The organism is Wukongibacter baidiensis, assembly GCF_050888315.1.
GTDB lineage: Bacteria > Bacillota > Clostridia > Peptostreptococcales > Caminicellaceae > Wukongibacter > Wukongibacter baidiensis.
In genome coordinates, this window is record NZ_CP138202.1 from 6,257,046 (window position 1) to 6,281,900 (window position 24,855).

The 24,855-nt window shown below is 28.8% G+C and carries 23 protein-coding genes; 16 read left to right on the forward strand and 7 right to left on the reverse strand.

What is annotated here, in order from left to right:
- Positions 1 to 202 precede the first annotated feature (202 nt).
- From R9X47_RS28730 to R9X47_RS28740, 3 genes are all read left to right on the forward strand, one after another.
- Positions 203 to 436: a hypothetical protein gene (locus tag R9X47_RS28730; RefSeq protein WP_432664491.1), complete on the forward strand. Its 234-nt coding sequence runs from the start codon at positions 203 to 205 to the stop codon at positions 434 to 436.
- A gap of 204 nt (positions 437 to 640) precedes the next feature.
- Entirely contained in the window at positions 641 to 1,189 is a 549-nt protein-coding gene (locus R9X47_RS28735) for a hypothetical protein (RefSeq protein ID WP_432664492.1), read from the forward strand.
- Positions 1,190 to 1,284: 95 nt separating this feature from the next.
- Positions 1,285 to 1,683 carry a DUF4279 domain-containing protein gene (locus R9X47_RS28740; RefSeq protein ID WP_432664493.1) on the forward strand — a complete coding sequence of 133 codons (399 nt, stop codon included), beginning with the start codon at positions 1,285 to 1,287 and terminating at the stop codon, positions 1,681 to 1,683.
- Between the two features lie 376 nt (positions 1,684 to 2,059).
- Here R9X47_RS28740 and R9X47_RS28745 read toward each other — a convergent pair whose 3' ends face one another.
- The 5 genes from R9X47_RS28745 to R9X47_RS28765 are packed head-to-tail and all read right to left on the reverse strand — an operon-like array spanning position 2,060 to position 7,289.
- Positions 2,060 to 3,262: an aldo/keto reductase gene (locus R9X47_RS28745; RefSeq protein ID WP_432664494.1), complete on the reverse strand. Its 1,203-nt coding sequence runs from the start codon at positions 3,260 to 3,262 to the stop codon at positions 2,060 to 2,062.
- A gap of 4 nt (positions 3,263 to 3,266) precedes the next feature.
- On the reverse strand, positions 3,267 to 3,806 hold the full coding sequence (locus R9X47_RS28750) for a Pycsar system effector family protein (protein ID WP_432664495.1): 540 nt from the start codon (positions 3,804 to 3,806) through the stop codon (positions 3,267 to 3,269).
- A 22-nt stretch (positions 3,807 to 3,828) separates the two neighbouring features.
- Positions 3,829 to 4,506, reverse strand: coding sequence for a YjjG family noncanonical pyrimidine nucleotidase (locus tag R9X47_RS28755; RefSeq protein WP_432664496.1), 678 nt, complete (start codon positions 4,504 to 4,506; stop codon positions 3,829 to 3,831).
- A complete protein-coding gene (locus tag R9X47_RS28760; protein WP_432664497.1) occupies positions 4,503 to 5,150 on the reverse strand; it encodes a thymidylate synthase in 648 nt (215 codons plus the stop codon). The genes R9X47_RS28755 and R9X47_RS28760 overlap by 4 nt, the downstream gene beginning before the upstream one ends.
- Positions 5,151 to 5,162: 12 nt before the next feature.
- Positions 5,163 to 7,289, reverse strand: coding sequence for a hypothetical protein (locus R9X47_RS28765; RefSeq protein ID WP_432664498.1), 2,127 nt, complete (start codon positions 7,287 to 7,289; stop codon positions 5,163 to 5,165).
- Positions 7,290 to 8,163: 874 nt separating this feature from the next.
- On the opposite strand from R9X47_RS28765, the gene R9X47_RS28770 reads away from it, so the two are divergent.
- A complete protein-coding gene (locus R9X47_RS28770; protein WP_432664499.1) occupies positions 8,164 to 8,388 on the forward strand; it encodes a hypothetical protein in 225 nt (74 codons plus the stop codon).
- Between the two features lie 460 nt (positions 8,389 to 8,848).
- Here the strand turns inward: R9X47_RS28770 and R9X47_RS28775 are convergent, their stop codons facing one another.
- Entirely contained in the window at positions 8,849 to 9,256 is a 408-nt protein-coding gene (locus R9X47_RS28775; protein WP_432664500.1) for a hypothetical protein, read from the reverse strand.
- A gap of 476 nt (positions 9,257 to 9,732) precedes the next feature.
- Between R9X47_RS28775 and R9X47_RS28780 the strand changes: the two genes are divergently transcribed.
- The 4 genes from R9X47_RS28780 (at position 9,733) to R9X47_RS28795 (ending at position 13,380) form a co-directional block, all read left to right on the forward strand.
- Positions 9,733 to 10,413: a hypothetical protein gene (locus R9X47_RS28780; RefSeq protein ID WP_432664501.1), complete on the forward strand. Its 681-nt coding sequence runs from the start codon at positions 9,733 to 9,735 to the stop codon at positions 10,411 to 10,413.
- 969 nt (positions 10,414 to 11,382) lie between these two features.
- On the forward strand, positions 11,383 to 11,916 hold the full coding sequence (locus R9X47_RS28785; protein WP_432664502.1) for a hypothetical protein: 534 nt from the start codon (positions 11,383 to 11,385) through the stop codon (positions 11,914 to 11,916).
- Positions 11,917 to 12,159: 243 nt separating this feature from the next.
- Entirely contained in the window at positions 12,160 to 12,399 is a 240-nt protein-coding gene (locus tag R9X47_RS28790) for a hypothetical protein (RefSeq protein ID WP_432664503.1), read from the forward strand.
- Positions 12,400 to 12,462: 63 nt separating this feature from the next.
- Positions 12,463 to 13,380 carry a hypothetical protein gene (locus R9X47_RS28795; protein WP_432664504.1) on the forward strand — a complete coding sequence of 306 codons (918 nt, stop codon included), beginning with the start codon at positions 12,463 to 12,465 and terminating at the stop codon, positions 13,378 to 13,380.
- A 403-nt stretch (positions 13,381 to 13,783) separates the two neighbouring features.
- Here the strand turns inward: R9X47_RS28795 and R9X47_RS28800 are convergent, their stop codons facing one another.
- The gene (locus tag R9X47_RS28800) at positions 13,784 to 14,575 is read right to left on the reverse strand and encodes an aminoglycoside phosphotransferase family protein (protein ID WP_432664505.1); all 792 of its coding nucleotides are present in this window, start codon (positions 14,573 to 14,575) and stop codon (positions 13,784 to 13,786) included.
- Between the two features lie 355 nt (positions 14,576 to 14,930).
- On the opposite strand from R9X47_RS28800, the gene R9X47_RS28805 reads away from it, so the two are divergent.
- The 8 genes from R9X47_RS28805 to R9X47_RS28840 all read left to right on the forward strand — a co-directional run bounded on the left by R9X47_RS28805 (position 14,931) and on the right by R9X47_RS28840 (position 24,846).
- Positions 14,931 to 15,377: a GyrI-like domain-containing protein gene (locus R9X47_RS28805; protein WP_432664506.1), complete on the forward strand. Its 447-nt coding sequence runs from the start codon at positions 14,931 to 14,933 to the stop codon at positions 15,375 to 15,377.
- Positions 15,378 to 15,642: 265 nt separating this feature from the next.
- Positions 15,643 to 16,896: a hypothetical protein gene (locus R9X47_RS28810; protein WP_432664507.1), complete on the forward strand. Its 1,254-nt coding sequence runs from the start codon at positions 15,643 to 15,645 to the stop codon at positions 16,894 to 16,896.
- 24 nt (positions 16,897 to 16,920) lie between these two features.
- Positions 16,921 to 18,099 carry an SPL family radical SAM protein gene (locus R9X47_RS28815; protein ID WP_432664508.1) on the forward strand — a complete coding sequence of 393 codons (1,179 nt, stop codon included), beginning with the start codon at positions 16,921 to 16,923 and terminating at the stop codon, positions 18,097 to 18,099.
- A 130-nt stretch (positions 18,100 to 18,229) separates the two neighbouring features.
- Complete coding sequence (locus tag R9X47_RS28820; protein ID WP_432664509.1) at positions 18,230 to 18,742, forward strand: hypothetical protein; 513 nt, start codon at positions 18,230 to 18,232, stop codon at positions 18,740 to 18,742.
- 411 nt (positions 18,743 to 19,153) lie between these two features.
- A complete protein-coding gene (locus tag R9X47_RS28825; protein ID WP_432664510.1) occupies positions 19,154 to 19,678 on the forward strand; it encodes a DUF5946 family protein in 525 nt (174 codons plus the stop codon).
- 280 nt (positions 19,679 to 19,958) lie between these two features.
- Complete coding sequence (locus R9X47_RS28830) at positions 19,959 to 20,639, forward strand: HIT domain-containing protein (protein WP_432664511.1); 681 nt, start codon at positions 19,959 to 19,961, stop codon at positions 20,637 to 20,639.
- A gap of 242 nt (positions 20,640 to 20,881) precedes the next feature.
- A complete protein-coding gene (locus R9X47_RS28835; protein ID WP_432664512.1) occupies positions 20,882 to 21,289 on the forward strand; it encodes a hypothetical protein in 408 nt (135 codons plus the stop codon).
- A 212-nt stretch (positions 21,290 to 21,501) separates the two neighbouring features.
- Complete coding sequence (locus R9X47_RS28840) at positions 21,502 to 24,846, forward strand: DUF6612 family protein (RefSeq protein WP_432664513.1); 3,345 nt, start codon at positions 21,502 to 21,504, stop codon at positions 24,844 to 24,846.
- The last annotated feature ends 9 nt before the right edge of the window (positions 24,847 to 24,855 follow it).

Genomic DNA, 24,855 nt, shown 5'->3' on the forward strand with positions numbered 1-24,855 from the left:
ATAGAAGAAATTCCTAGATACAGCGGTACAGTTCTAGTTTTGCTTAATGACAGATAAGACATAAGACAGGACCGTTTTCACTATCTTTAAATTGATTAGACGATAAGGCGGCAAGTATGTACGTGCGTCACCTACTATTTCTCAATAATTATCTAACTCTAGGCTTTTAGGAGCAAGTTACTTTATTATGAGGGACGCCAATATGATTTATTTTGATAAAGAAGATAGGCTGTCATTTAGAATTAAATTTAATGATAAGGGGATAGAAGATTTAATTAATGTTTTGGAGATCGTAATGAATATAGGCGTTACTAATGTAGACACAGAAAACTTACTGAAATTAAATTTTGTAAAGATAGAAGAAAATAGTTGTATTAGAAGCTTAAAAAAAATTATGTTGATATATGTATATCCGATGAAGATATCCAACTTTTAAAGTTTGGATTGAAAGAGTGCTATAAATTAAGGTATTTATTTTCTGCTGAACTTTTTATGATGGATTATAAAAATAAATGTATGTATTTATATGGTTTATATGAGAGCAACAAGTAATACGTATTCTAGCCAAACATCCTAGGTTCACAGTAAACTATCACTTGTATCATTGGAGATAAAAGTAAGAAATACAAGGGGAGATTTTATGATTGAGTTAGATAAGGAATCATTAATTTTATATGATGAAAACAATTATACTCTTGATTCTACGGATAATATTAGAATGTACAATAACTTTTATTATGGAGTAAATTGCAATAAAAGTAATGTTGTTACTAAAATAGGAATAAGGTACACAGTTACAGGTACAAATATATTGTTAATGGCAACGGGTGGAGCTAGTGGGTTACATGATACATGTTATGTTATTGATCAAGATAATCTTATAATATGTGTAAGTGATAGCATATTTTCTATTAATATCATTGATTTATCACCAAATTGGGTAATACAAGGAGATAGTGCATCGTGTATTCAACTTTTTAAAACAAATGATATATACATAGTACATGGTGAACTAGGAGTATCTGCAATAACTTCAAGTGGGGAAATACTATGGTGTTTTAGAGGAAGAGACATATTTGTTACACCTGATGGTAGGTATAAATTTCAAATAGTGGATAATAAAATTTATCTGACTGATTGGGAAAGAAATGAATATGTCTTAGATCTAGAAGGAAATTTGATAAATTAAGTAGTCGAAGTTTGGATATGTATAGATATGATTTTTTTGAAGACATTTTGAAATATTTACTTAGAATATTAAAAATTGAATGAGAGGGAATATGAGTGGATACAAATGTAAATGTTGAATTTGTAATAACTGGGGAGCTATTTAACCCTAAACATATAACTCAGCAGTTAAACATTCACCCAACTGTAGAATGGATAAAAGGGGATAAAGCTCCAAATGGAAAAATTGCTAGAAGTTATACCTGTTGGTGCTATGGAGTAGGTGTAGAAGAGTCAATTGATATTAATGATCAATTAGTTAAAATACTTGGAATATTAAATCCAAAAAGGCAGATTTTAAAAGAAATGAAAAAAGAGTATGACGTTGAATATCTGGTGCTAATTACAATTAAGATAGAGGATGACATAAAACCTATAATGTCTATAAAATCACCGATTATTGAAATGATGAGCGATATTGATTCAGAATTTGACATTGATTTATATATATATTAAAATAACTGAATTGTTCAAATGGACTTGCTACAAAAATTTGTATACACTTACTACAAAACAATAACCAAAATGGTTGATGGAGAAAAAATCAAGTTACTAATCATCTAGGATTTTTAGAAAGGACTGGGACATTTAGACTAAGACAGTATAGAGCTATCTAGATTTAATTCATTAAAACTGTATTTAATGTAAAATAGGGAACTGTTCTTGAAAAAGAGTAATTCCTTTGACTGCGAGAAAACTAGTCAAAAGAACTTCACAAAATTTGCTGACAGATGTATAAAAGCCTGATCATTGTAATATTTGTAATATAATATGTTATAGCATTTTTACGTGTTCTAGCCTGACACTCTCATTTTCTCCCCAATAGTGTATGTTATTTACGCTGTTGCATTCTTTTTTTTAACTCGTATCGTTCAGGCCATTTCATCTTTAAGGCATCCCAATTAATATCAGGAATTGACTTTGAAAATGCTTCTTCTATTATTGGTAGTAGATTACTAATATTGATATTTTGTGGACAAATTTCATTGCATTTATCACATAATTGACAACTGCTTTGACTTATTGTTAATATATCATAATGTTGTTTGGCTTTTGTATAATCTTTTGAAAATATCATATTATATGCTTCAATGATTTTCGGTATTTTTATTTTGGAAGGGCACGAAATGCAATAATTGCATTTTGTACAGTAAATCATTGGTGAGTCATCAAAAATTTGCTTTGCTTGTAAAAGTAATTGCTTATGATAATTTGATAACATTCCAACTGATGATCTATTAGCATACTCTACATTTTTTTCTATTTCTGCAATCGAACTCATTCCACTAAGAACTAGATTGATTTCTGGTTTGTCCCACAAAAAATCTAACCCCCACTCAACTGAATTTTTATTTTGAGGCAAAAAATCCGCAACACGTTTAGGTAGATGAACTAGTTCCCCGCCACGTAGAGGTTCCATGACAATTATACCGAGTCCCTTTTCATATGCATACTCTAACCCCTTAGTCCCTGCTTGTTTATCGATATCACGGTAATTATACTGTATTTGGCAAAAATCCCATTGATCAAAATCATCAATTATTCGTTTAAACATATCAAGATTATCATGAAACGAAAATCCAATGTGCTTAACACGCCCATCTTTTTTTGCATCCTGCATGGCTTGTAAAAGATTGTTGCTAAGTATGTTTTGCCACCTACGGTTTCCAAGAGCATGAAACATATAGAAATCTATATAGTCAGTTTCAAGTTTTTCTAATTGCTGATTTAATATACGATTAAAATCTTCTGTTGAACTTATTTCCCAAGTAGGTGATTTAGTTGCAATATATAAATCGGTTCTTTTTTGGTTTTTAATAACCTTACCTAAAATGACTTCACTCATGCCACCATGATAAGGCCAAGCGGTATCAAAGTAATTAATTCCCTTACTAACGGCTACCTCAATTAAATTGATTGATTCGCTTTCATTTATACTCTCAATACCTTTAATATTTTTACTAGGAAGTCGCATAGTACCCATTCCTAAAATAGGTAATTTAATATTAGTATTGCCAAATTTTCTGTAAATCACTGTTTTATATACACTCCATTCGTGAAATAATAGTAAGAAGTATGCAAAAAATTGATGAAACCAAACCTACTCTAAATACAGCATATTTCCAAACTGCAATTTTAGCATTGGTAACTATTTCTTGTGCATAGTCAAAAATAATATTGGGATACTTGTCATCTATCATTTCAATATTTAGTTGATATCTAGAATCTATTTTTCTAATATAATTTTCAGGGCTATACTTTGATATGTCTTTATAAAATAAAAGATTATCTTTATCCAATGTTATTTCATTTTGGTTTTTCATAAAAACTCTAAACTTTGGTAAAAACGAAATTAGTGGTGATACAATCGCGATAACATAGAAAATTAGTAGTATATAGTTTATAAAAAAAAACTGAAATCGAGTAACCGCAGCGATAGTTGTAACATTAAAGGCAAGTAGTGCTGCATTCTTAGTTTCAGCATATACAAGCCAGTTATTAACATTTTGATAGGATTCCTTCATAAATTCAATCTGATGGGATTCCTTCATAAATTCAATCTGATAATTATTATCCATGGTTAACCTCATTTCATTTTTTTTACAAAATATTTTTAAGTTCAGCCAAATTAGCTATCTCAAAATTGACCGTTGCATTTGTGCTATTAATTTCATTATCGGGATTAAACCAGCAAGTATCAATACCTGCATTATTTCCACCCAAAATATCAGAAGTCAATGAGTCACCAATTATAATAGAGTGTTGACGGTCATTCAGTATCTTATCAAAGCAATAGTTAAAAAATTCTTTATTTGGTTTTTGGCATCCTATAGCTTCAGAGATAAAAATGTCCGAAAAATAGCTTATCACACCTGTCTTTTTGAGTCGTAGCATTTGAGTTTTTATTAATCCATTAGTAACAACATATAGCTTATATTTAGGATACAGATATTTCAAGATATCTCTAGCTCCATCTATCAAGTTATAGCTATTGGATAATTCATTTTGATATTTTCTATTAAAAATTGATGGTTCAATATCGTAATTTAAAGATTTAAATAAAAGTTCAAATCTACCAACCAATACTTCAGTTTTTGAAATTTCATCATTCTCAAATTTTCTCCACAAATCTCTGTTTATGGAAATATACTTCTTATACAATTTATCATCAAAAGGATACTGAAACTTTTTTAAGCAGACCTGTAATGCTATTTCTTCACTTTTTCGAAAGTCAAAAATAGTGCCATCTAAGTCAACTAGTATTGTAGTATATTTCATATTATTTCACCATCACAATAAGTATCATATTGTTTAACTATCTTCTCAGCCATATCAAGATCATTTTCATAAATGTGAGCAGAAAAAACAATCAATTCTATAGACCCTACTTTCTTATTTAATTCTTTTGCAACATAACTTTGTATCTGTCGCAAAGATATCAAATTTCCAGGTTGACTAGAAAAGACATTCTGACTTCTATATACAACATTCATATTTAAATATTCATCCCTACATTTAAAATCTAACAATGATAGACAACTTAATTCAGAGTCGCCAGCGATATGCATTGAAATCGTTGCAGATTTTGATTCGATTTTCATCTTGAGTCGGTTTACTATCCATTCAATTTGATTAATTCCATTATTATCATATAAGAGTTTACCGTAACTAATTTTATAATCAGGAAGCACATCACAGCTTGAATATTTCTTTTTCATGTGTGCAATGCGCTTTTGATTAGCATAAGTAGTAAGAATATGATCAGTTTCATCCACTGACAATATTTCAGCATAGTAATTTGTCAACTCGAGTATAACATCATTTTCATCATGATTTGCATTTCCATGAGATAAAATATCACGCATGCACTGTATCCAAAGTTGGCCTAAAGAATTAAAAGGTTCCTTATTTGATATAAACATAGTTCCACTCCTTTAAATATCCATAAGGGATTTAATTGTTTTTTTTATATTAGTATTCAATTTTTGAGTTACTCTGTATTTGTCAAATCCAGATAAGTACATTTCTTTCTCAAGTATTCTTAAATAACTGTATTGCATTTTAAATTTGTTCCACATTCGTGTTTTCTTTCGAATAGAAATAATTTGATTTGATCCAAGTAAGCCATCTACACGCAAGTATTCTGAAAAAAACTTATATAATACTGATAAATCAAAAAAACTATTTTTAAGTCGTATAGGTAAATATTCCATATATAAATTTCTACCTGTATTCACTTGACCATATAAGAAATTTGCTCTATTTACAAGAGCCTGATACCATCTGTAGTATTTTTCTTGAAGAAATTGATCAATCTTATCAAAAAAAATATTTTTTACTATACCAGCAGAAATCACACCATTTACATGTTTGTCTATCAAATCGATGATTTCAAATTGGATTTCTCTTGGAATAATATCATATATCTCATCATTCACAATAATTTTAATGGACAGTAGCTGTTTTATAGTGTAGTTTTTAAGAAGTATACTAGGTTCATTTATCTTATCTTCTCTAATATAAACACTTTCAATTGCATTATGTAAGTCCTTATTGATGAGTTCTTCGAGTGTGTTTGTTCCGTCAATGTCACGCTTTAGAACATTTGGAGAAGATGATATAAGTTTAATAGCTTTGTGATAATGTTTGCTTTTTAAAGCTTTTTTTAATGACATTGCATCGTCTTTACCATAGTTACTATAATCATATTCAGCTATCTTCTCTTCTATGTAATTATAAAAATCTCTTTCGATATCATTGACTTTAGAGCTAAATAGTAAATTAATACTTCCATCACTAATAAGGTTCTTATATTTATAAAGTACATCATAGACAAGATTATTTCTTAATATTTCAGCTGCATGTACTATAACGTGATCAGATAGTAATAATGCTACTTCCAATTGTTGAGATATATGCTTAGCAATATTGATGTTTAATGAAAAATCTTCTAATGACTTTTGAACACTATAATCAAATGAGTGTAAATATATACTTGTATCCTTGATTTGTGAATACTTCAGTATTTTCTTATTTGAATTATTATTTCTACAATCTAAATAGTAAGCACGGAGTTTATCACTGAGAGGAAGTTTTCTATAATATTTTTCTTCACTTTTAAATTTTTTAAGATTTCTAAATTTATCTAAGCACACATCGGACCATACTAGATAATTTTTAAATTCTAAATCTAAACCAATGTGACGTTCAAATATATCCTTTAAGTTATAGTCGTCTATTTCTTGGTCAGCGTATTCAAGGTTAATTGATGTTAATAAATATTTACAATTATGTTTTTCACCATATATATATGATTTGCTTGACAAATCATTAAAAAAATCATATATATCGGGAATGTTTTCGGTATATTTGATAATATATTTATCTAATTGTTCATTATGTATTAAATTTATACGATACTTGCTACTTAATGTGGTTACAACATCGCTTGGTATAATTAGATGATCATCTGAACTATAAATTTTAAAAGATATATTCTGAATCTCAAATTCTTTTTTAAAATATTCTTTACCAGCAATAGTAGTCTTTTTAAAGTCCTCATCTTGTAAAATAGTAGAAGAATTGTGAAATGATTGCGTAGTAATCAGAACAGTACTATATTGTTTTTTTAACACATATCGTTCATTTGATTTGTTATCAATTAAACTACAAAAAGTGTCTATGCTCTTTCCAGTAAGAGTTATTTCGTTGTCTTTCATTTCGGAAACTGTTAACTCAAAAAAGTCCATATAAGTACGAATTCGAAAATTATCCTTAATCTCATGGCATTGTACCGCTTTATTTATTTCTTTGCAAAAAAAAGTAGCAAATTGTATTAAAGAGCTTCTTGCATTTTTAGCATCAAAAGCAACTAAATAACCATCGCCTCTAAATTGATAACCTAAAATTTTTGCAGAAGTTTTTGCTACAATAGCATCGACTTTATTTTTTAAAAAATTTACATAACGAGATTTTTGTGAATCGTCAAGGGACTTTGAGGATATCAAATCGCATCCCCAGACGCCAGTAGCGATATTATAAGTATTAAGAACTTCCATCATTTATTTTATTCTCCCTTATCCTTACAAAATAATTTAATATACTTTGCTATTATGTAATTATACAGTAAATTCAGAATATTGTAAACAATATCCTGATATTGAAAAAAGAGGATTGGAAGAATTTTTTTTAAGATATATCAAGTTATCAAATTCTATTTTATTATATTATGTTGTTTTGCTTTCTTGAGGGTTTTACTTTTGAACCATTTTTCTTTCGATTGAGTATTCAAGAATAAATTTGTGATTACGTTCTTTAAGTGAATAGAAAGTAGATTATTATTAAATACGATAAATGCATCTACTAATTCGTATTTATATCCATTTTTATCAACTAGGATATTATGAAAAGAAGACTCTCTGAAAGAGAGACAGGAATTTATAAAGGTAATAATTTTCAGATGTAGTCATCTATATTATAGTCCTACTCTCCTTAGTAAAATAACCTTCAAACTTGCAATCTAGAGAGTATACAACTCACTCATTGAGAAGTTATCACGCTTAAGCTTGTTTGTCATGTTCCGATTTGAGATTTAAAGACTTTTGCTAAGTTTTATAATCGTTACAATCTCTCTTTTTCGTAAAATTAGTATTTTTTCATGCTTTATTAAATTCATAAAACATTAAAAGATGATATCTATGATATCTTTTTTGTAAAAGAGTAATCACAACCATGACGGAATAAAAAATAAAGGAGTTGTGATTATCATAGGAAAAAACAAACAAATGATTGACTTCTTAAAAAAGTATGTACGTGAAAATGTAATGTTCGTAAGGATTGATGTATCAAAAAATTCTCACATGATAGCACTAGTTGACCGAGAATATGAAGTAATAATGAGATCAAGGTTATTTGAAATAATATGGAAGTGATTTTGTGAAGCTAACAGAAATAATAAATAAAGCAATAGAAGAAAGAAGAATAAGGAAACTAGTATTCGGGTGTGAACCATCGGGCCATTACTATCTAAGTATAATGATCAAATTTAAAGAAATATATCCTGATGAAACGTTTAGGCTGATAAGCCCTAAAGCTACAACGTCAAATAGAGATCAAATGATGCAATCAAATAAGACAGACCCAATAGACACTATGCAATAATTGACTTGTTAATTAGAGGAGAAGGATATGAGTTTAGTAAGGAAGATAGCATTTACAAAGGAGCAAACAAGAAATGCTAGATTCATTGATTCAGGGTATAACAGATATACATCTTAAGTCAATGAATCTAGCCCTACATCAGTATAATTATTATATCATAAATATAAAGTAAGGAAAATTCGATTAAAGACCTTGAGTTTAAAAGCTCGTGGGTCAGATTGGTCTAAACCCTTCTTTATAGATCAAAATTAAAATAGTATGATAGGTCACTGTATAGGCAAACCAGTATTCACAGGATAAATGGTTTATAAAGTAAGGAGCTGAATGATCATTTTAAGTTAGAATATGTCCTTTAAAAATGATAGTAATACCATCTTTAGGATGATCTTTTTTTGTAAAAAATAGATTGAGAAGTCATGGTATCTGACCCTGTAATATCCTTCCTGTGTCGCCTTATAAATTAACAATCTACAATAGACTTAACTACTCTTTGAGTTTCATTACCAGTATAAACATAAGATTTTGTTGTTACAAAGTAAATAAGATTTAATTTTCTAGACAAAGGGCGCTTGTGTTTGGGAGTATAACCAAAGGGCGCCATCGAAGAACTAACCATACGACCAATAGTTTGTTTAACAGTATCATTACAAAGATCTAAATCACAACTAGGGAGTGATGTGCAATATTTTTCTATTTCCTTTACACAAGCTGCTAATGCAGGTAATCCTGATTCAGACAATTCGACCATCTTGATCCTAACACTATCATTCCAAATAATATTATTGTAAATGTGTCGAGCTACTGAACTGTTTTCAACAACCTTGTTTACATGAAATGAAGCTACAAAATCATCAAAACTTTGTCTCATTATAACACCTCCGGATGAATTATAAGGTAATAATTAGAACCTTATAAACATGGTAACATTTATGACCTTACATTACAATAGGTAAAATGTATTTTTTATAAGAATTATTAATTGATATGTTGCTAACATTATTTGAACTATCGTAATTTATGATAGTGCTTCGTAGATTAGTTACTGGACCAGAAATTGTAAAAGCTTTCCCCTGTAGCTCACTGTATTTAACAAATAATAGAGAACGACTCAGAAGAGTGGTTCGTTTTGATTCGACAAAACTAGTCAAAGGAATTTTACAAAATTTGCGTAATTTATATAGTAGATTACGAATTGCAAACAGATAAGAAGGTGACAGTGAGTAGGCATTTGCATATGTTTTAAAGGAAAATAATAAAAGACTAACCCTTTCAGGGTACTTTTATCTAGCTGTCATAAATACCATGGTTAAGCAAATTAATTATACATATATTGGAGGCATGATTGTGAAAAAGAGAGTTTTGTGTTTTGGGTGTGCAGAAATTTATAAAATTCATAATACTAAAGAGCTATGCTGTCCAGAATGTGGATATAGTATTGGGTATGAAAGTTATAAAAAAATATATGATTACGCAGCTGATGCCGTGGAATTTGGATATCAATACAGGCTTACTTATGAAAAGGAATATGAACGATATGGTGAGATAAAATATCATTATTGCCTTAAAAGTATGGGGGAAGTAGCACACTTTTTATCAATAGCCGCACTATCTGGAATAATTGGGAACTTGTCAACTGATAGTGTTAAAAGAATTATATTAGTTATTAAAAGTAAAATTAGGCGGAAGAAGTTGGATACGCATGACTTAATAAATATTATAGATAATGAAGACAAATTAGACGAATTCTTAGAATATATAGAGGACTTCTATAATGAATTCTATAGTTTAAAGCCAGAAATTAGAGAGGCTATATACGAAGAAATGATTGTGCATAGTACAACTAATATTATGAAAAATATTATGTTTAATAAAGAGGAAAAACTAAAAGAGCTAATGACTAAGTATGATATTGATATGAGGAGTATAATGGAATATATTGTTCATACTCATGAAAAGATGAACAAGCATAAGGATATTTGCGAAGAATATTTTGATAATATGTGGGAGAATATTGAACATCTGTAGCTTTACATAATACAGCGGTTCTCGACACAATCTATAATTAGAAAAGAGGTTTCAAAATTGCTACGTGGACTGTTGGATAGTTATTATTCTAAGCGAAGTTTTGTTTATATGAACATGAAGTAAAGACAGGTAATAAAAAACTTGAAATAAGTCATGCCGTAATAACGGAATAGCAAGTAACACTCTTTTTTTCGAACATTTAAGAAAGGGCTAAGGTGAAATATTTAAATAGAAGTTTTAATTTAAGAAGCTATTTTCATATTGGACTGATACTTTCCAACTGTTCTTTGGGTGTGATTAGGATAAACTTATATTGATTTTTTAAGGGGGGTTATGTCAGAGTAGAATATGTAAAAGTGAACAGCGGATACATTCACTCTTAAATGTCTTTAAAAAACAATAATAAAACTTTAGAAGACTGATCGTTTGAGGTAAATTTCGGATTAATGTATAACATTTTCAAATAGTAAAATTATGGGGACGAAGTGACCGTCACCTCGTTCTTGATTTATGAAATGTTCTTTAGTTCCAGAGAATTAGTTAAAAGATTTTTGCCAAATTCACATAATAATTTCTAGTGAATGGAAATTAGACTTAGCGAGGAGACAGTAAATACGTACCCTGTCTCCGTTAAGAATGAAATAAGCTATGAAGATCTAAAAAAGGGGTGTGTAAATTAACAGGTATAAGTAAAGCTGAAATAATAATAAGGAATCGAGTTCCAAGGTTTGTAGATGCAAGAAAAGCTCTAGTGATATTAAGTAAGAAATATTGTAATATATCAAATAGAGGAATAGCAAATGACTTAAATTTTTTCGAATCAAGTCAATAATTAATGGTTTTGAAGATAAGAAATAAATTAGTAAAGTCTGACCCTGTAATTTAAATTTTGGAAATAGTAATTAATCTATAGATACCTATATTTCATATAGTATAAGATGAAATAACTATCTAAATAAAGAGGTGTTGATGTTGAGTAATAGAGAAAAAAGTATTTTAATTATAGTAGTTATTTTGGCTGTAGTGTTTATACCTTTGATGTTCAATATTATAAATTATATTACTGAGTACGAAATAATTTTTAATATATTTTTTCCTAAAGGATGGAAATTACTAAAAGTGGATTTAAATAAAGCTATTGAAATTGGAGATTTAATATATTACTTTGCTACAGGTCTTTCTATAGGTATTACTTCAATATTTTCCTACATGATATATAAAGCAAGTGCTAAAAGCAACAATTTAGCTGAAGAAATAAAAAGAAAGGAAGAGAATAGAGATAGAGAGATTGTTAGAGAAAATGCATTAATACTATACTACGATTTGCTTTTAGGACTAAATGATTTAAAAAATCTATATATAAATAGAAGAATATATGATTCTATTCCTGAACCAAAAAAAATGCTTGTTAGAGAGGATTTCATAAAAAATGTTGCCATTCTTAAAAATGAACTTTCTATAGATGAGATGGAGAAAATATATAGATTGTATAGCTCTTTATGAACAATAAAAGAACTTTCTGATGATGTAAGGAAATTAGAGCAAAGTAAAGCGGAGACATCTTCTAATAAATCAGATCTGTCACAAAGTAAGAATAAGACGGATAGTCGAACCCTGATTGAAAAAAACTTAGACGATGAAATTGATAACTTAGTTTCAAAAGTTTTCAAGGTTATCCTTATTGACTATTTAATGTGTAATTTAACAGATGATATAACTGTTTTGTTGAACTTGGAATATTTTGAATTGCTTGACAAAATAAAGCAACTAACTTATAAAGAAAAACTATATAACAACAGTATTATTAAAGCTGATAAAGATATAATTTTCCAAGGAAAAGTGAATAATAAAAATCAATTTCATGATCATGATGGTGCACTATACCCAGAAGAGGTTGAAAAATATAGGTTTAAAGGCAAATTTGAGAATGGTAAGTTTGTTTCTGGTATTGAAAGAGCATACCATAATAGGGTTAAGCTATTCTAATTTCAATATGAAGATAGTAAAATTATTAGTGGTAAACTATTTCGGCATGATAAAAAAATATGCTTGGATTTAGAGCTGGACAAAGCAAGTATAAAACCAAAAGATATTATTATCGAAGATTTTTACTTTGATATTATTAAATTTGATGATGATTGTAAACCAATGGAAGGATATATTGAAGAATATAATGTAAAAGTTAACACTATTGGGTGTTTCAAAAATAGTAAAGAGGTATTTATTGGTAGTTTGAAAGATGGGAACTACAATGGAATGGGTATGAGAATAGTTTACGATGGAGGTTCTGAATGGATAAAAATAGGTGAATTTGCTAATGGAAATTTATGTAATGGAGATGAAATGATAAAAAAAGGAGATAGAATTGAAGAATTTAAGAAAATTGCCAATGGAATAATTATAAAAGAATGGATAGATCTTGAAGAAAGTGGACGGAATGTAAAAATAGTATTCGAAGATGAAGCAAAACTAGGAAATGGTGAAATTAGAGAGAATGGAAAAGTTCAATATAAAGGTGAAATGAGTAAGAGCCATATTAAGGAAGGTGTGGGAACTCTTTTTCATCCAAATGAGAAAAAAATGTATGTTGGGGAATTTAAAAATGGAAAATTTGAGGGGGAGGGGGAGTTATATACAGAAGAAGGCGATTTAGTATTCAAAGGAATTTTTATTAATGATGAACCATGGGATGGTTGTATGTATGAATTTGAACATAAATATACTAGAGGCATAAGATTAGGAATTGCTAATGTAATAATAGCTCAGGCAAGTGAGTTATTAAGTAGTGAATTAGAAGCATATTTATATGAGTGTTTATTTAGAGGCAAACTTGAAGAAGGGAAGCCAAATGGTGAATGTAAAATTAATATTAATGGAAAAGATTATGATGTAAAATACGAGAACGGACGTTTAATCAACTTTAAAAAATTTATAGTAGAAGTAAAAAAGGATGTGGAAACAAGCTAAATGTTCTACTGATGCTTAAATCTAGATAGTATAGAACTATCTAGATTTAATTGACTAAAACTGTATTTACTGTATTTCATGTAGAATAATGAACTGCTCTTGAAAAAGAGTGGTTCTTTTAAATTCGATAAAACTAGTCAGAGGAGTTTTACAAAATTTGCATAATTAATATAGTGATTCCAAAGCTGTTGACGTAGAAGAAGCTGACTGTAAAAATGTCTATTTTTATATGTGCTTAATGTAAAATAATAAAATTATAAAAGCCTGATTCTCTTGTGCACTTACTTTTTAGTTTGGCAACAGATTAATTTAAGATTAAACTATATTCCAAGTTGAAACCAGGAGAGTTTTGAATTAATCATCGAAAATTGAAAATAGCTATATACTCAAGAAAATTAATGTATTATATATTACTAGCCAGATCTTTTATTTTCCTTATTAAATCATCTCTTTCTTCAGAAATACCATGACTTAATCTATATACTAAGATAGGCAGTTTCCATCTATAGACATCTTCCTTAGTAATATCTGAGTTTTGAAGATAATGCTCAAGATATTCTGCTGATAATTCCATCCGCATAGTATTAATTAGATTCTCAACTTCTTTCGGAGTCCCAGGGGGAACCGTACCTGAGGATATTGTAAGAATAGTATTATAAACATCGGCTGCTTTGCATCCTTTAGTAGCATTTGCCCAATCAATAACAGTAAAGTTATCTTTATTTTTAATAAGATTATCTGGATGAAAATCTAAATGACAGACCGTGTCTCCATTAGGGAGCCTTTCTAAATAGTTTATTAGTTTTTCTTTTATATCTTCATCAATATCAACGACTCTTATAGATTCCTTGATTATATCCTTAAGATCTTTAAGTACAGTTGATTTTGAGTTATGTATGTTTAAATGCTCATTCGCCATTTCTGCCCCAGGATTGCCATCCACTTGTCCATTTGACATGAGAATATCAAGATATGTTTTTCCTGGTATAAACTCATACAATATGCCTTTTTGACCATCTTTCTCAATAATATCATAAACTTTAGGCGAGGATACCCCCAGTTCATTAACATGTTTACATATACTATACTCATCCATAATAAACTCCATAGGGACTTTTTTGTTGAACAATTTTAATGCCTGATGATCATTGAGTTTATATACTACAGCCATTCTTCCATTACCGATTCTTTTCATATGTATCCTCCTGTGAGCAATAATACTTAATAATAGAGATAGTAGTATTATATAACATAATTAATTATGGTACTTAATAATCATGAAATTAAAATCTACTAATGAGATTTTAAGTCAAAAGTATAGAAGATATATAAAATTATAAAAGCCTTAATTATAAAAGCCTGTCCCTCTCGTGCAGAAACACTTATAAGTGGAATAGAAAAAAATACTTAACTATGACATAATGCTGTCATAATATCCTCCGTATAATATAAATGTAACAGCAAATAGGATGATTCATGAATACTTGCTAAGTCAGCAATATGTTTAAGGAGAATCATTAGTAAATCAAAAGAAAGTGAGAGGTGGATATATGAACTATTCAATTGGTGAAAAAAAAGAAATTATTTTAATTGGTATGAAATACTATGGAGATAACTCGAATAATGAAATAAGGGAGTTATGGGATGAATTTAAAGATCGAATTGGTGAAATAGAAAATAGAGTTAATGTTGATATAAATTATGGCTATGACACTTGGACAGAGGAGATCAATATTAATGGTAAATTTACTTATGTTGCAGGAGTTGAAGTATCAGATGATTCATGCATTCCAAATGGGATGGAACTGATAAATATTCCTTCTAATAAATATGCAATATTCAAAATTGATAATTATAAAGATTATCCCAATTTTGACAAAGTAGTTAAACACATATATAAAGAAATAATTCCAAAAGAAGGATTACAGGTTAGTAGTAACTATGATTTTGAGATCTTTGATGATCAAGATATGTATTTTCATGTACCTGTTAAGTAAATCTAAAACTCATCTACCCACCACTAAAAGAAGTATGCTTTGCATAGTTGAGTGGACTAAGAAACCTGAATTAGTAACTTAATTCAGGTTTTTTGTACGTGTCCTGGCTTGATATTTGTGACTTCTCTTTATCGAGAATTTTGGAAGGAAATATATTTATGCTTTTACCGTGTATGGGCTATATGGTGATGTTGCATACTGTTAAGGGTTACTGTACAATTGTATATATATGGGATTTTTAAAAAGGGGTTTAAGTGGTATGGGAATGCGTTGTTATATAAAAAGAATTATATTAGTAGTAGTGTTTTTAAATCTGTTTTTGATAGATGGATTTGCAGATGAGAATGAAGTCCTTGAAGTCGAATATGATGATAAACTTAATAGTGATATTGTTGCTAAGAGTATAGAGGAGTTTATACCAAAGGGATGGGCAATTTTAGACTTAGCAGAAGGAGATTTGAACAAAGATGGTATAAACGATAAAGCCTTTATAATTGAGCCAATTGATAAATCGACTTTGCAAAGAAATTTATTAATTGTTTTTGGAAATAAAGATGGTACATATACCTTGTCAATAAGTTCAAAACAGGCAATACTTCTCTCAAATGAAGGAGGAACCTTTGGCGATCCTTTTCTAGACATATGTGTAGATAGAGGGTCTGTTTTAATTAAGTTTATGGGTGGCTCTATTAGATGGCATCAGTATTATAGATTTAGATATCAAGATGGTGACTGGTATTTAATTGGATTTACGGAAGGTGGGTATGAGCGTATTGGTGATGCAATGTGTCTTCTTCAAAGAAATTTTAATTTAATTACAGGTGATTACATAGAGGATAAAATAGAGAATGGTAGGATTATAGCTAGCAAAAGAATATTACCGAAAAAACAGCTTTGGAAATTAAAAGATTTCGTTGCAAATGAATTTAGTGCGTATTCTCTAATGGGATACCTGAGCAACCAAGATATTAAAGATGTGAGTTCATTTATACCAAAGGGATGGAATATTATAAAAAAATACAATGGTGAATTTGCTTTAGCAGAAGGAGATTTGAATAAAGATGGGATAAACGATAAAGCCTTTATAATTGAGCCGATTGATAAACCAAGCTCACAAGGAAATTTACTAATTGTTTTTGGAAATGAAGATGGTACATACACCTTGTCAATAAGTTCAAAAAATGATGAGTGGGGCTATGAATTTGAAGACATATACATAGATAGAGGGTCTGTTTTAATTAAGTTTAGGAGTGGATACTATTATGATACTTACTACCAGTATTATAGATTTAGATATCAAGATAGTGACTGGTATTTAATTGGATTTACAAAACTCGAACATAAAGGGATCGAAGGTTCAATATATAGTCTTAAAGATGATTACAATTTAATTACAGGTGATTATATAGGAAAAAAACTAGAGAACGGAAAAATTAAAACTATAAAGAAAAATATAGGAAAAAAACAACTTGTAAAGCTAAAAGATTTTGTTGTAAATGAATACCATATACAACCTTAACATATAGAACGGAGTGTATCAACTATGAGAAACCCACATTATAAAGATGTAAAAAAAATAATAAACAAAGGTAAAAGTCCTGATAGTTGGTATACTGGACTATACGGTTTATCTCCATATATTGCCTGTGAACATGGATGCTTATACTGCGATGGACGGGCTGAAAGATATCGTATAGAAGGTGATTTTGAGAAGGACATCATCGTTAAAAACAACACAATTGATCTATTGAAAAAGGAATTGCCTAAGCTTAGAGAGTATGCTACTATAGCTATTTCTTCAGGAATTAGCGATTCATATCAGCCTTTGGAGAAAGAACTTGAAATCACTCGAGAAACTCTTAAACTCATCAGAGATATTAAATATCCAGTAACCTTACTTACAAAATCAACGCTTATTGAAAGAGATATTGATATACTTAAGGAAATGAAAGATTATGCTAATATCCATGTTCACTTTACTTTAACCACTCTTGATGAAAATATTAGCTCAATTTTCGAACCCAATGCTCCTAGTGTTATGGAAAGGCTTGAAGCTATAAAACTATTAAAATCATATGGAATTGGGGTTGGGATATCAGCAATGCCTTTCCTTCCATATATAACCGAAACAAAGGACAACATAATTAATTTACTAGATAAATTAAAAGAATTAGATGTTGATTTTTTAGTCCCTATGGTACTAGCACTACGTCCTGGTCGACTCAAAGAACTATATTTTAATATAATTGCAAAAAATTATCCACATTTACTAAAAAAATATGAGGATTTATACTCAAACAATACAGATTATGGTGGACCAAGATACAGTAATTACAATCTTTATAAGCAAATAAGAGAGTACATGGATGCAATTGGTTTTTCGCAGAGATTACCTTTAAAATACTATAGAACACAACTTAATAACTATCACACAATAGAACTCCTGTTAGATCATATGATGACACTTTATCGAAATAAGAATATTGATATTTCAAGATTAAAAGAAGCTAATCTAAATTACATGACATGGCTTAAAAATGAAAGAAGTTATATAGCTAGAAGAAGAAATCTAGACTTTGAAGAATTAGACAGTAAACTAGATTCAATCCTGAAAAATGATGAGTTTGATAAAATAATCAAAAATAAAAAACTCTCCCATTTCATGAGAGAGATTATAATTGATGGTGCAGATTATGATTATTGTACTCTTAAACTAAAATAACAATAGGAGTACCCTTTATTATGAACCATGTGAAATATAGAAAAGGATAGTGTCAGTATAGAACACGTATAGATTAGAGCAATATCGAACAAGAGTTGGTAATTTTAGATGTTTTTTTGGGGGAAGATGTATGAATAGAGTCATAGCAAAAATATTGAATCATATAAAGAAGCAATTATGGCTTATTATAATATCACTTTTGATTATTTTAATATTGCCTTCAAGAAAGATCATAAATGAAGATTTTAGAGTTTATAATTATTCTAATGGTATAGAGGAAAATAGAACAATAAATTTAAATATCGACATTACTAAACATAACAAAATACCATTTATATCTAATAAACATGATATCTTGCTTGAAGTTAATGGAAGAAAGTATAGGTATGTTGCATCTAACTATAGTGGCAGGAATGCATCATATGTACCTTTTAGTAGTAATATCTTTGAATTTGGTGTCCTGTTACCAAATGAAGATTTTTCAGAATTTGCAATACTGTTTGATGAGAAGCATCATTTTGATGTAAGTGATGAACTCAAATTTGTTGTTTATCCACAGAGAAACGAGTCAGAATCATTAAAACTATTGAAAGAATTACTTGATTACAATAATTACGATACCGAACAACGACCTATGTATTAAAGAAGGATGTATTTACGAGACATCCTTTTCAAGTATTATATAACAACACTATTATCTAACAGAGCCAATTATAAAAAACTTACCCTCTCTAGGTTTAGTGGTATCAAGGAAATTGTACCTGTTTTTTGGTAGGGGGCAAGTTTTAATACAAATTTAAAGTAAAATCAATAGCTTGATTCAAAGATTATGTTTAAATCTTTGACGAAATGTCAATAATTCCGACCCCTTGACACTTCTAAAATGATTTATAGTCACACGATATAGCATGGATAGCGGATGGGTATACTTTAATTAACACTAATAAATTATAGTAGAAGAATGTATTATTACTATGGAAATATATCTTACTAGCAGATATGTTGCTAATTATTTTTAAAAAACATATTGAATAATTATAGGGAGGCAGAATGAATGCAAGACTGGAAGGATCAAGCTGAAAAGAATAATTTAGTTATTAGAGATAATGGAAAATGTCAACTCTGTGGTTCAGAGACAAAAAAAGGTCTATTTGAATGTGTTGAAAAATCAAATTATATTACACATAAACTAAATCATGACGATGGGATTCGGTTTATGACAATATTTCTTTGTGTCGACGCACATGCTTTACAACATTCAGAAATTCATGGTCGTTGGAATAATCATTTTCATCTAACCCGACTAAACTTAATGTTAAATGTGAACATAAAATGGAATTATAAATTATCACCTCTTTTAAGTGAAGTAGTTAATTCATATAAAATTATACATCCAGATGAAAGAATTAAAGCACCAGAAAAAGAAAAAAGAGGTGTTGTGACAATAACAGATGTAGAGAAATCGGAAACAGATGCTGAATATATAGAACTCGTTACAAAATGGGCAAAAGGGGTTTATAACAGTTTTAATGAGGGACATGAAATAGCTAGTAGAATTTCTCATCTATTTATAAAATAAATACAAAGACAAATTATTTTCTTAATACAATAAAGTTTTATAAAACATAAAGAAAGGCAGAGAGTCAGGCTTCTATTTGGACTTCACTAAAACTGTATTTAACGAATAATAGAGAACTTCTCGAGTAAGAGAGGTTCTTTTTGATTCGACAAAACTAGTCAAAGGGATTTTACAAAATTTGCGTAATTAATTTAGTGATGTAAAAAATGTGGATAGATAATATATCGAAAGAACCGTCCCGACGGTATATTAAGCGCGTAGTGATGGAGGAACTATAATTATGAAAAAATTTATGTTTTGGATTGCTAGAAGAAACTTCATGGGAAAAATTATTGGCTTAATAATTAGTAAAGTACCGCTATTGGTACCAGCTAAATATGTTAATTGCAATGAAAAGGTAGCTGGATTCTACCATCCAGTTCCATCCTATAAAAAGCATATTCTATTCATACCTAGAAAGATAATTTCGACTTTATTAGATGTTAAAAAAGATAGTGATGTGTTAATCATTAAGAATCTGCTTGATATCGCAAGTTTGACGGCAAAAGAGCTAGGTATGGAAAAGGAAGGATTCGTTATTTGTGCTAATGGAGGTAAGCGTCAAGATGTTATGCAACTTCATTTTCATTTATATGTTGGAAAGGTTATAAATATCAGTAATAGAAAGTGTAGTGGATATGCTGAAGTTATTAATGACGAGCAAATTATTGTTAGATATTATGAGGATGAAGATTCTCGGTTAAATATTCATATCAAATTAAAATCAATTATACCTGAGAATGATGAAATATCAGAAGTCTTACTATACAGGGTTATTGAGCTTATGCCAGAAATGAATAAGAAGTTTGATTTAGTAGATAGAGGATACTCAATAATTCTTCAATATGAAGAAGAAGCAGAAAATGATTACTACAGAGAACTTTTTATTACCACTGGAAAAGCAATTAAAAAGTCGGTATAAATCAGAACTGTTGAAAAAAATTATAAAAGCCAGACCCTGTAATATGTTCTTAATTAAAGAGTAAAAGAACACTAGATAAAACTAGAATTTTAGAAGAAAAGAATTGAGAATAGATTTTTATGAATGATAGTAAGTTGCTGGACTTTTTATGATATTAAACTATTTTCAGAAGAAAAGTAATCGACGTGGAACTTAGGTAATGTTTAGTTAAGCATACATAATAAATTTATCGAGGGGATATTATGCAGAAAAAATATTTAACAATTTTAGTTTTTATAATAGGACTTTTAGCAATTGTATTTACTACTAGAGGTGATAATGACAAGTATTTTCCAGAAGTATCTTATGAGATATTATCTTACAAAGAAGTTCCACAGTCTATAAAAGACACAATAGACGATAGAATACAACCAAACAGCAATAGCATTATTTCTATTTTGGGGAGTGGAGAATCATATATTATATTGACGCCTCCTGTAAACAAATCAGTTGAAATTTTATCAGTGGAAAAAAATAAGAATGTAGTTAATGACGTGATATATAGATATAAACACGTAGATAAAGTTAGTGATAATATATTAGATAATATTATGATAATAAAAGTAAGTAATTTCAATGGTAGTTTCACTAGTAGTCGTATTAATGATTAAAAAAAGATGATGACTACCATAATTATATCTTATTCTTTATGTTCCGATTTAATGATCAATCAATCCTAATGGGACGACAATCTCAAATAAAGTATATATTATAAATAACTGAACCCAAATTATTAAAGCCTGATTTTGAGGTTGAATTTGAAATCAGTATATCGAAAGAATCGTCCCGATGGTATATTAGTCGCAATGAAATGAGGTGTAATATGATAGAAAAAAATAATAATAACCAAAGTAAAAATGAAATAGATAATAACTGTATTAGTTATAAACAGAATGTTATAAACAAAATATATGAACAAGCTAAGAATATTAAAAGCTGTCATATATCTAAAAAACATTATATATCAGATAGTAATGAACAATCAAATAATGAGAGTAATACAGAAATAGATTTAATCTTTAATCCAATTAAAATGTATCAGAAATATACTTCCACTTATAGCGAAATACCAATAGAAATTTATATAACTGATGATGGTTGTTATGAAAAAGGATTAGATAAGAATATGTGGTATACATTAAATAATGATAGAGTTGATTATGCTATAGAAGAAGTATATATGACATTTGCTACAACAATTTTAGATAGGTTTATTAATTATAAGGAAAATTTTCAAGTTGTAGTAGATGAAGATAGTTATATTATTACTATTGATGCAACTAAACAACCGCTTTTAGATGTAGCTTTACAGCTAATGAATAGAAACTACTCATATTCACCAAATAGGTCTTTAAAAGATATGAAAGAAAATACTAATTATAAAATTTTAAGTTATAAGCTTGTAGCTGATAACAAAACATATAATGTAAATGAAATCCAAATAGAAATTGTGGCTGAAGTCTTAATTTATGGAATATATCAAAAAAATACTATTAAGGACCATATTAAGATTTCAAATCATAACAATATAGATAAAATTATAGTATCTGATGATATAAAAGAAGAAGTTAAGATAGATAGTAAAAACTCGCTAATAACAAGTAGATTAGTAAAAGATACTAAACCTAGAAAGAAGATTATTGATGATAAACCATCAAAATCATATACTATAAAAAATAATGCTGTATACTACGGTAATACAAAAATTAAAATGGCAGATAGTGATAGTTTCAAGATTATAAATAATAATTTTGGTATAGACAAAAAAAGTATGTTTTTTAAAGGTAAAAAAACTAACTTGGATATAAGTACATTTACTATATTTAATGATACGTTCGTAAAAGACAATAAGCAGGTATATTTCATTATGCAATCAAAACTAAAGGCTATAAAAACTGATGCTAATAGCTTTATAGCTTTAAATGAGTATTTTGGAAAGGATAAATCTTATATATATTATTGTAGTAAAAGAATGAAAGTTAATGATAGAGAAAGTTTCAAGGTTATTAAAGAATGTTTTGCATATGACAAAAATTATATATATGTAGAGAATAGTAGGTTTAAGCATAATATTAAGAATAAAATAGAACAATGTGAAATCAGAATTTATGATAAAGAAAAAAAGAATGTTTTAATTATTTTAAATGACAATATATTTTTTTTAGATCATTGTTACAAAGAGCAGCCAATTATTATTAAGGATGCTGATCCTTTAACAATTAAGTTTTTAAATGGAGACTATTTAGTTGATAAGAATCATTTTTACTATCAGAATAGAATAATTGAAAACTATAGATCTCAAACGGTTAAAGAAATGGATAGTAATAGTGGGATAATAATGCTGAACAATAAGGTCTTTTCATTTGGTAAAGAAATAGCAGATGTTGATGTTGAGACTTTTAGGTCTATGGGATATTATTACTTTGATAAAAATAATATTTATGACCTTATAGATCGTGAAGAGGTTATTACACGAGAAATAAGCCCGTTATCTTATTATTATAATGAACTAAAACAAGCGCTAGATTTAATTTTAAAAGAATTATTTTATTTTTATGACCATTATGCTCCAGTTGAATTATTTAATGCAAAAAAGGACGACAATTATATTATAGAGTTACCTGATTACGAGTTAGTAATAGAAGGGGCTAATGTAACAATTATATATGGAAAAACAAAAATTAGTGGTAAAATATCAGCCTTTACATTATTAGGAGCTAAGCTGTGGTCTTTAACAAGAGATGTTACAATAGATGGTGAACCTTTTAGTAGAATACTATTTTATAAACAAAGTTATGAAGATGGCTACAGACTTATAGATATTATACAGCAAAGATGTTTTAAAGAGTTTATAAAATTTGCACTTTACTTTTATAATAATAATGAAATTGATGAAGCTATTATTATTATGTACAAGTTGATACATAAAGCTCATGAGTTTGATCGGCCAGATGTAGCTGTAGAGATGCTATCATGCTGTTCATATGAGTTGTTAAATCTAGTTTTTATTGAAGACGAGGAATATATGACCAAGACAACATATCTGGCACTAGCTAAAGAAGCAATTAGTTTATATAATAATGACAATTGTTTAGTTAGACTAAAATATGTGAAGAAATTAATAGGAGTTATTGCTTGTACATCTGAAATAGAGAAATTCTATGAGCCAGTAATTTTATATCTAATAAATATGATAGAAAATGAAAAAGTTGATCATATAAGAGAGCTCTTGTATCAAGCTTTAGAAATGGCCATTTATATGCTGTATATAAGAATAAAGGATGATAGGGGATTATGGTATAAAAGGATATATTCTTTGGTAAAATTTCAGGTATCCAAGGGTATTAATATGGATTTAAACCTTGCAAGATTATGGGAATGTGCACATGTAGCAGGGACAGTTGAAGAAATACAGCAGTTAGAAGAAAAATTAGTAGAGATAATTAATGCTAAAATCAAAGGGGCTCCCATTAACACGTTAGGACCAAACTATCCTAATTATGCTGTATGGCTATTACATGCATCTGTTAGAATAGCATATCTTGGTACTAAAGAATATGCTACTAAGATGGTCAAGCATATAGTTGAACAACTCAATGTGGTTAGAAAATCTTTCCCCATAAGTAGTGTGGGGTGCTATATAATGTTACAACAAGAAATAATAAGCTTATGCAAATACAGAAATATACCATTGCCATTTGAGAACTATACAAATAATGAGACATTATCTCATTTTAGTAATAGGTATAAAACAATGGTTAAATCAGATTTTATTATAACTGATGTAGAAATATTAGAGCAAGGAAGCTATATAGTAGGTAATAATCCACTTAAGCCAATATTAAGTATAAGTAAATTGTGTAGTGGAAAAAATTTAAAGCTATCTCTAGGGCAAAGTATAGGAATAGAGTATTTTATTGAAGGGCAGCCTTGGGGAAGACAGATTAATGCAGAAATAAAAGTATACCATCCTAAAGAAATAAATGGAAGCAAGATGACTTGCTATAATTATAATAACTATATAGGTTTAAGAAATTCGTTTTATTGGATAATGGAAGAGCCAGAAGAATTACAGGAGGGTAAATGGACAATTATCATCTCTTATCCTGAGCTAGAGGTTAAGGATATAACTATTGACTTTGAAATGTCAATAACTCCGGCCCCTTGACACCTATTT